Annotated in this window: 7 protein-coding genes; 2 read left to right on the top strand and 5 right to left on the bottom strand. The window is 63.2% G+C overall.

Annotated elements, in window-relative coordinates; all coding sequences use genetic code 11:
- Positions 1-352: 352 nt before the first annotated feature.
- The 5 genes from AWJ14_RS02995 to AWJ14_RS02975 all read right to left on the bottom strand — a co-directional run bounded on the left by AWJ14_RS02995 (position 353) and on the right by AWJ14_RS02975 (position 5,664).
- Positions 353-1,927 (bottom strand): amidase, encoded by a 1,575-nt coding sequence (locus AWJ14_RS02995; protein WP_066174704.1) that lies wholly within the window; start codon positions 1,925-1,927, stop codon positions 353-355.
- Positions 1,928-1,936: 9 nt separating this feature from the next.
- Positions 1,937-2,752 (bottom strand): alpha/beta fold hydrolase, encoded by an 816-nt coding sequence (locus AWJ14_RS02990; protein ID WP_066174701.1) that lies wholly within the window; start codon positions 2,750-2,752, stop codon positions 1,937-1,939.
- Positions 2,753-2,854: 102 nt separating this feature from the next.
- Positions 2,855-4,159: a TRAP transporter large permease gene (locus AWJ14_RS02985; RefSeq protein ID WP_066174698.1), complete on the bottom strand. Its 1,305-nt coding sequence runs from the start codon at positions 4,157-4,159 to the stop codon at positions 2,855-2,857.
- A 42-nt stretch (positions 4,160-4,201) separates the two neighbouring features.
- Entirely contained in the window at positions 4,202-4,690 is a 489-nt protein-coding gene (locus tag AWJ14_RS02980; RefSeq protein ID WP_066174696.1) for a TRAP transporter small permease, read from the bottom strand.
- A 29-nt stretch (positions 4,691-4,719) separates the two neighbouring features.
- On the bottom strand, positions 4,720-5,664 hold the full coding sequence (locus AWJ14_RS02975; RefSeq protein WP_245304107.1) for a TRAP transporter substrate-binding protein: 945 nt from the start codon (positions 5,662-5,664) through the stop codon (positions 4,720-4,722).
- 252 nt (positions 5,665-5,916) lie between these two features.
- Here AWJ14_RS02975 and AWJ14_RS02970 point away from each other — a divergent pair, with 252 nt between their 5' ends.
- The gene (locus tag AWJ14_RS02970) at positions 5,917-6,741 is read left to right on the top strand and encodes an IclR family transcriptional regulator (protein ID WP_066174693.1); all 825 of its coding nucleotides are present in this window, start codon (positions 5,917-5,919) and stop codon (positions 6,739-6,741) included.
- Positions 6,738-7,538, top strand: a complete 801-nt coding sequence (locus AWJ14_RS02965; RefSeq protein WP_066174691.1) for an aspartate dehydrogenase — start codon at positions 6,738-6,740, stop codon at positions 7,536-7,538. The genes AWJ14_RS02970 and AWJ14_RS02965 overlap by 4 nt, the downstream gene beginning before the upstream one ends.
- Positions 7,539-7,620 lie beyond the last annotated feature (82 nt).

Raw genomic sequence — 7,620 nt, 5'->3', positions numbered from 1 at the left:
AGCCTGCCATGACCGCCCAATCTCAGCCATTTTGCAGAACTCTCCGCACACTACCCTGGCGCCATGACGGGGGGAGCTGATGAGCCTCCATGCCGTCACGCGCTCAGGCGCAAATAGCTTTTGTCCGATAGCAAAAAGCCCGTCCGCGGGGGCTTTTTGCGTTTGGTCGTTGTCTGCAAGGTGCCGGCAACCTGTTCAGCGTCCGCCAGTCGAGGCCAGCGCAGACGGGGCTGCCGCTCGTCATGGCAAGCCACGGTCGCAGTATACCTTCATCGGCGAGATCCCCGGGCCCGAAGCCCAGAGAGATCTCGCTTGGGGCGATCCAGGGACAGGGATAGGGCGCCGCGATGGCTTACAGCGTGGCGATGATGCGTTCGACTTCTGCGGCGATTGCGAGAAGCCGTTCATCGCTTCCGAAGGGGCCTGCCAGTTGAACCCCGATCGGCAGCCCCGCCGAATTGGTCCCGCAGGGCAGGGTGATGGCGGGGAGGCCGGACTGGTTGAAGGGGGTGGTGAAGCGGGTCAGCGCCGGATGCATTGGCCGCTCGACGCCATCTATCAAGACGCTTGTCGCCTCTAATTTCGGTGCCACGGTCGCCACCGTCGGCGTGATCAGCACATCGACATTGTCGAACGCGGCCTGCAGCGCGCTCCGCTGCACCGTGCGCAGGCGCTGCGCCTTGACATAGTCGACGCTTGCGAGAAACTGGCCCACTTCCAGCCGCACGCGCACATCCTCGCCCAGCAGGTCGGGGTTTTCGACAAGCGGCAACCAGTAGGCCTGGGAGGCTTCGGCGCTGACTGTCTGGACGTGGATCGGCAGGCAGTTCTCCACCGCATCCAGGCGGGGAGCCAGGATCTCGTGGCCCTCGCCGGCAAGGGCCGAAACCAGGCGCTCCAGGCGATCGAGGATCTCGGTGTCGACTTCCTCGTAGAAATGGTTGACGGGCTTTCCGATGCGCAGGCGGCCGGATTTCCAGCTCGCGTCAGGCACGCAGCTTTCCGGCGCCAGACCGGACATCACCGCAAACAGCAGCGCCACATCGCGGACATTTCCGCCGATCTGGCCGACGTGGTCGAGCGTCCAGGCAAGCGGCATCACCCCGTCGCGGCTGACGCGGTCATAGCTTGGCTTGAAACCCGTCACGCCGGAAAAGGCAGAGGGGATGCGGATCGATCCGGAGGTGTCCGTGCCGACCGCGACAGGCGCAAGGCCTGCCGCCACGGCACCGGCCGAACCGGAACTCGACCCACCGATTATGTGTCTCGGATGACCCGGATTGGCGACCGCACCGAAATGCGGGTTGATGCCTGTGGCGCCATAGGCCAGCTCGTGCAGGTTCGTCATGCCGGCGAACAGGGCGCCCGCCGCACGCAGCTTCGCAATCGCCGGTGCGTCGTCGTGCCCGGTGCCCGGCGCCATCGCCCGGGTTCCCCCGGTGCGCGGATAGCCGCGGACGAACATGAAGTCCTTGATCGGAACGGGCACGCCAGCCAGCGGCCCCAGGTCTTCGCCCCTGGCGACGCGGTCGTCGAGCGTGCGCGCTTCCTTGCGGATCAGCTCGGCATCGAAGGTGGTGAAGAAGTTCATCCCGGCGACGGCCTCGGCGCGGGCGATATAGGCGTCGGCGATGTCGCTGACGGACCTGTCGCCCCGCCGCACGGCGGCGGCAATGGCGACAGCCGTCTCGGCTTTGCCGTCCCCCAGGGCGCTGCCGCCGGTTGGCCGCGGCGCTTCGGCAGCCGTGGGCGCCGCTGCGGTTGAAATCGGCTCGGCCTCGACATGCGGGATATCCGCAAACTGGCTCAACTCGCGCGCGTTGACCCGCAGGCGTTCTTCCCATTGCGGCAAGCGATCGAGAGATCCGTAGTCACGGTACCGCGCCACGGCGTCCAGCATCTGTCGCAGTTCGTCGCTCTTCCACATGGCTTTATCCTATTGCTTGATTTCGTCGGGCAAAGCCGTTGCCGGCTCCGCAAGCAGAAACTCGATCAGGTGACGGTGATAGAGATCGGGTTGCGTCTGCGGGCAGAAATGCCCGCCCGTGGGCAGCGTCGCCAGAACCGCATTCCCGATCTTCCCAGCGAGTTCGTTCCAGAGATAGCGCGGCGTGATCGCATCGTCCTCGGCCCCGATGACCAAGGTCCGGGCCTTGATGAGGGAAAGCCTGGCGCGGGAATCGAACGACAGAAGGACGCCGATACGGCTGGCGATGACCTCCTCGCTTCCGCTTTCTCCCACAGCCCCCGGAAGCAGCGCCTCCGGCTTGCCCTCGAAGAACCAGGGCGGATAGCGAAACAGCCGCCCGAACCGTTCGTAGGCCTCGATGCCGAGACCTTTGAGCACTTCCAGGCGAAGCTCGAACAGGCTTCTGAAATAGGCGTCGCCATGCGCCCACGAGGCGCTCAGCACCAGATTGTCGACCCGCTCCGGATCGGAGATCGCCACCGTCTGCGCGATGATGCCGCCGGTCGAATGACCGATCAGCGAGGCCTTCTCGATACCCAGATGATCCATCAGCGCCAGCACGTCGGCGGCCATGAGCTCGACCGAATATTCGGTGGTCCGGGTGGTGCTCCTGCCGGTTCCCCGGTGATCGTGCAGCACGACCTGAAAATCGCGGGCGAGGCGGTGTGCCTGGTGACGCCAGAATTCGCCGACGCCGCCCAGGCCGGAGATAAGGATCAGGGGTTTGCCCTGTCCGCTCACTTCATAATGCAGGCTGCCGTTCTCGATCTCTACAAATGCCAAAATATTCTTCCTGAACTTGAAATGCCGGGAGCGTTCCCGACACAAAACACGAATTGACGCCCGGCAGCGGCCACCGGAGTGCCGCATGAACGGCGCAGCCGCTTACCGGAGCAGGTTGGGGAGGAACAGGACCAGCGAGGGAAACAGGATCATGACACCAATGCGCAAAAGGTCGGCAATGATGAAGGGAGTGACGCCCTTGTAGATTTCCCAGAGGTCCGTGTCCTTGGAGATGCCCTTGATGACGAAGACGTTCAGCCCGAAGGGCGGGCTGATCATGCCGATCTCGACGGTCATGGTCACGATCACGCCGAACCAGATCGGGTCGAAGCCGAGCTGGGTAATGATCGGATAGACGATCGGAACGGTCAGGATGACGACGGCGGCCGAATCCATCACGCATCCCAGAACCAGCATCACGCACAGGATCACGACCAGCGTGCCATAGGCCCCGAGATCGGCTTCCAGCAGCACTTGGGCGACCTTCTGGGGCGTTTGCGTGATCGTCAGGAAATAGCCGAACAGCAGCGCGCCGGCCAGGATCGTCAGGATCGCCGCTGCCGTTCGCACGCTTTCGGCGAGCGAGGTGAACAGGCGCTGGAACGAGAACTGCCCCATGGAGAAGGCGATGACGATCGCGCCTGTCGCACCCACCGCACCGGCCTCGGTCGGTGTGAAGAAGCCACCGTAAATGCCGCCGATCACGACGAGGCACAGAAGCAGGATCGGGCTGAGCCGGCCGAGGCTGCCGAGCCGCTCGCGCATCGGCGCAGCGATGCCCGCCGGAGCATCGTCGGGGTTCCGCACCAGCCAAAGCCGGGCTGTCAGCATATAAAAGCCGATGGCGATGATGCCGGGCACTACGCCTGCCATGAAAAGCAGACCGATGCTCTGCTGCGTCAGCAGCCCATAGATGGCAAGTGCGATCGAGGGCGGGATGAGAACACCCAAGGTACCGCCAGCGGCGATAACCCCGGTGGCCAGGCGTTCGGAATAGCCATACCGCTTCATTTCCGGCAGGGCCAGCCGGGTCATCGTCGCTGCGGTGGCGGCGGAGGATCCGCATATGGCCGCAAACCCGCCGCAGGAGGCGATGGTCGCCGCCGCCAGCCCGCCGCGGAAGCCGCCGAACCAGAGCTGCGCGGCCCTGAACAGATCGGCGCTGATGCCGGAGGCGACCGCCACCGCTCCCATCAGGATGAACAGCGGAATCAACCCCATCGTGTAGTCGGAAAAGGTGGAGATCACGGAGTGTGAAACCAGCCGGAAGGCCGGTTCAAAGCCGGTCAGCAGGCCGAAACCGAGAATGCCCGCGCTGCCCATCGCGAGCCCGATCGGGACGCGCAGTGCGCACAGAAGCAAAGTCAGTCCGAAGCCCAGGAACATCACGACATTGGTGTCCAGCATAACGGTCTCGCTCAAGGTGTGAGGTCGCAGGAAAAGACCGGCTCAAAGCGCCTGGTCGATGGGCTGCTCTTCGATAAAGTGACGGGGCGGCCAGATTGTCTGCGTCAAAAGCACGGCAGCCGAGGCCAGGGTTCCCAGCCAGGCCGCGAACTGGAACCCCCAAACCGACAGGCCGAGGTCGATCGTCAGCAGGCCGGACCTCATCGTGTCGAGAACCTTCAGCCACAAGGCGACCGAATAGGTGCCGATGATGATGAGGCTGAGAAGCGTGCCGATCCTCGACAGGATCATCTTGGCGGCGGGGCTGGCCCGCCCCCAGAACACATCGAGCCGGATGTGATCGTTGTAGTAGAATGCCGCGGCCATTCCCCAGCAGATGACGATGCTGAGCAACATCCGCGAGATTTCATACTCGTCGGGGATGGGGGTGTTGATCAGGTAGCGTGTCGCGGCCGACACAGACGTGAGAAGCGCCATGGCGAGCAGCAGCACCGCAGGTACGGCTTCCAGAAAGGCTCTCAGATATCGCATATGGCGCTCCTCATCGTCAGGTTTCGACGTCAGCGCGCCGCGTCGTACTTCTCAAGAAGAGCCTTGAGATCGGCGAACACCTTGTCGCCGTCGAGGCCCTTGGCAGCGACATCGGCGCTCCACTTGTCCTGCACACCCTTGGCGAGCTCTTTCCATTCGGCAAGCTGTTCGTCCGAAATCTCGTAGACCTCGTGTTCCGGCTTTTCCAGCAGGACGGCGCGGCCCTCGTTTTCGAAGTCGGTCCATGCCACCGGCAGCTTTTCCGACCAGTCCGCATTGCAGTGATCGTCGATCACGGCCTTCTGCGCATCCGACAGGCGCTCGTAGGAGCCCTTGTTGATGAGGATTGCCGTGGCGAGCGAGTAAAGCGTGGTGTCCATGTGGTAGTGGAGCACGCGGTCGGCGCCCAGCGCCTGGACCAGCTTCCAGGGGAAGGAAAGCGCGTCGACGACGCCGCGTTCGACGGCTTCGGCCGCATCATTGGCGGACATCTGGATCGGCGAGGCGCCGGCCAGACGGTAGAGTTCAGCCGCCATCACGTTGGGAGAGCGGATCTTGAGGCCGGCGAGGTCTGCCGGGCGCTCGATCTTCTTCTTCGCATGGATGGTGCCGCCGCCGTCATAGAACATGGTGCAGACCTTGACGTCCGACATTTCCGTCTCGGCATAGGGCTTGTACCATTCGTAGAGCGCCCGCGAACCCCGGTCATTGGCCGAAACGAGGAACGGCACTTCGGCCGCCGAGACGATCGGGAAGCGGCCGGGTTCGATCCCGACCAGATAGAAGGCGATGTCGACAATGCCGTCGCGCGCCATGTTGTAGTGGTCCTTGGCCGGACCCATCTGCTGTGCGGGGAAGATGTCGATGGCGATCGAGCCGTTGGAAGCTTCGCCGATCGACTTGGCCCAGGGCTCGAGCACGCCATAGTGCAGCGCGTTGTTTGTGGGAAGATTGTGGGACAGGCGAAGTTTCACCTGAGCGTCTTCCGCCATGCCCGTTGTCGCAAAGGCACATGCCCCCACCGCAGCGGCGCCGAGCGCAATCGTGAATTTTTTCAAAATCTGCATAGTCATGGTTTCCCTCTGTTTGGCCACGATTCAACCAACTGCTTCCGTCGCTAGTTTCGTTTAACGGAACTTTGGTATTGTAATTTGGAACAAACTAGTGATGATGGTTTCCGGTAGTCAAGCGGTTTTTGATGATCGAATTCGAGGGAGGGACAGGTATTGGCGGAGAAACCGGCAGAGGGACGCGATCTTCTCGAGCGCCAGTTGCAGCTGATCGAACTGGTCGCGCGCAATCCCGACGGGCTGACATTCAGCGATCTTCAGGCCGCACTCGATCTGCCGAAGGCATCGATACACCGCCTGATCGCCGGACTGAGCAAAGCCGATTGCATCGCCACGGGCGGCCCCGATGTGGAAAGCGAGTTCGGCGACAGCGTCGGCCGCGGCCGCAGGGTTTACGTTCTGGGCAACCGCATTCGCCGGTTGCTCGGCAGCGCCGTTGATCCCCAGCAGATCGTCGCGCTGTCGCAGACGGTGCTGCACCGCCTCGCCGAAGAGTTCAAGGAATCGGCGTTCCTCTCCGTTCTCCGGGGCGACCGGGTGGAGAGCGCGGTTCTGGTGACGCCGGCAAAGGATGCCCACGGCTTCGTCAATCCCGGGCGGGTGATGCCGCCCCACGCCGCGGCCTCCGCTAAGGCCATATTCGCCTTCAGGGACGAAAGCGAATGGGATCGCATTCTCAAACAGGATCTTCCTGCCCTCACGGACCTCACCCTGACCTCGGCGGATGCCGTCAGGAAGGAATACAGGGCCATTCGCGAATCCGGCGTTGCCTATTGTCGCGAGGAGATAGACCGCGGCCTGATGGGGGTCGCGGCCCCTTTGCATCTGCCGCAGATCGGCGTGATCTACGCGGTCTCGATCGTCGGTCCGAGCAACCGCATTCGCGACCATGACGCAAAGCAGCTCGAAGCATCGCTGGTAAGGGCCGCGACCGAGCTTTCCGACATCTTTACCGAGAATTTGAGGATCGACAGGACGTGACGGCGAGAATAGCGATCATAGGTTTCGGCAGCATCACCCAGACATTGCTGTCGGTGCTGGAGGCAAGCGACGACATTTGCGTCAGCAACATCGTCACGAGACCCGAACGCATCGGTGCCCCGGGCTATGGCTGGAAAGATGCCCGTTTCGTCAGTTCCACCGACCAGATCGACCCTGAGGTGGAGCTGGTGGTCGAAGCCGCCGGACACTCCGCACTGCGCAAATATGCCGTCGATGTCGTCGAAAGCGGCAGGCGCCTCGCGCTGGTGTCGTCGGGCGCGCTGGCTGACGACGACTTTCGCGGGGCGATCCAGGCCGCGGCGCGTCGCAACCGGAGCGAAATTCATGTCCTCAGTGGGGCCATCGGTGCCCTCGATGCGCTTTCCACGGCTCGCGCCGCCGGAAAGCAGACCGTCCGCTACACCGGCATCAAGCCGAGCAAGGCCTGGAAGGGCACGCCGGCGGAGGACTGCATCGACCTGGATGCGATCACGACGCCGACGACATTCTTCACCGGCTCGGCTCGCAAAGTCGCCCAGTGTTTCCCCAAGAACGCAAATGTGGCCGCGACGATTGCATTGGCGGGGGCCGGGTTTGATGAAACAGAGGTCGCGCTGGTGGCGGATCCCGATGCAACCCACAATCGTCACGTGGTCGACTCTCGCGGAGCCCTGGGCGAATTCCGCTTCGAGACGACATCGATGCCCTTGAGCGTCAACCCGCGTACCTCGGGGAGCACGGTGTTCAGCATCCTGGCGTTCCTCAGGGGCGACTCGAACACGATCAGACTTGCCTGAACAGGCCCAGTCTTACGTTCAGGGCAGGCTGGAACCGGCGACTGGGTTTGGATGCCGGTCCCGGCGGCGGTGTGACGTGCTT

Source organism: Parahoeflea olei, from assembly GCF_001703635.1.
GTDB lineage: Bacteria > Pseudomonadota > Alphaproteobacteria > Rhizobiales > Rhizobiaceae > Hoeflea > Hoeflea olei.
The sequence above is the reverse complement of the archived record's forward strand: the minus strand, read 5'-3'. Positions and strand labels throughout refer to the sequence as shown.

Coding starts and splice junctions, on each gene's coding strand:
- AWJ14_RS02985 (WP_066174698.1), bottom strand. CDS start 4,159: ATGCTGGACACCAATGTCGTGATGTTCCTGGGCTTCGGACTGACTTTG.
- AWJ14_RS02980 (WP_066174696.1), bottom strand. CDS start 4,690: ATGCGATATCTGAGAGCCTTTCTGGAAGCCGTACCTGCGGTGCTGCTG.
- AWJ14_RS02995 (WP_066174704.1), bottom strand. CDS start 1,927: ATGTGGAAGAGCGACGAACTGCGACAGATGCTGGACGCCGTGGCGCGG.